The organism is Pseudoalteromonas sp. SWN29 (assembly GCF_015864465.1).
In the GTDB taxonomy this organism is placed as follows: Bacteria; Pseudomonadota; Gammaproteobacteria; order Enterobacterales; family Alteromonadaceae; genus Pseudoalteromonas.
Genome location: NZ_JADYXE010000187.1, coordinates 1 through 530, shown reverse-complemented (window position 1 = coordinate 530; position 530 = coordinate 1). Strand labels below are relative to the sequence as shown.

Genomic DNA, 530 nt, shown 5'->3' with positions numbered 1-530 from the left:
ATCATCCAAAGAGCACAGCAGACCTTTTATTTTTCCAGGCCCCATTGGCTCAGGATAAAGAACCAGTCTGGCCTGCCAGCACTCAGGAAGCGAAGGGTCTTGTTTTCTGGCATGCGCAGATACACTCATCTCTACTTTGAAGTCATGCTCAGAGTAAGATTCAATGACGGTGTATTGCGTGTTGCTTTTAATCGGGACCATCCAGTGCGACTGTGGGTGTTGCTTACGCCAATTAATCAGTAGCTCAGCGCTGAGATAACATCGGTCAAAAATAGTTAGACTGTTATCACTTACATGACTAAATAACTGCTTTGCGTAGTTCACCTCACCTTGATAACTGGGCCCGAAGGCAACGTGGTGTATCAACCGGCTACGCAAGGAGCTTAAGGCGCATAGGCGTACAATAGGATATTCTGTATGACGGTTTTTACTGTGCTTAATATAGTGAAAGTGCTCAGCTAGAGCCGGTGTATCAGGTGCACGAAATTGCGTTCCATCGACAGAAAATAACCGGAGTCCATACCACGTAT

The 530-nt window shown here is 46.0% G+C and carries 1 protein-coding gene; it reads right to left on the bottom strand.

The window, feature by feature from the left end:
- On the bottom strand, positions 1-530 hold a 530-nt coding region (locus tag I6F53_RS20415; RefSeq protein WP_197240980.1), incomplete at both ends, for a transposase.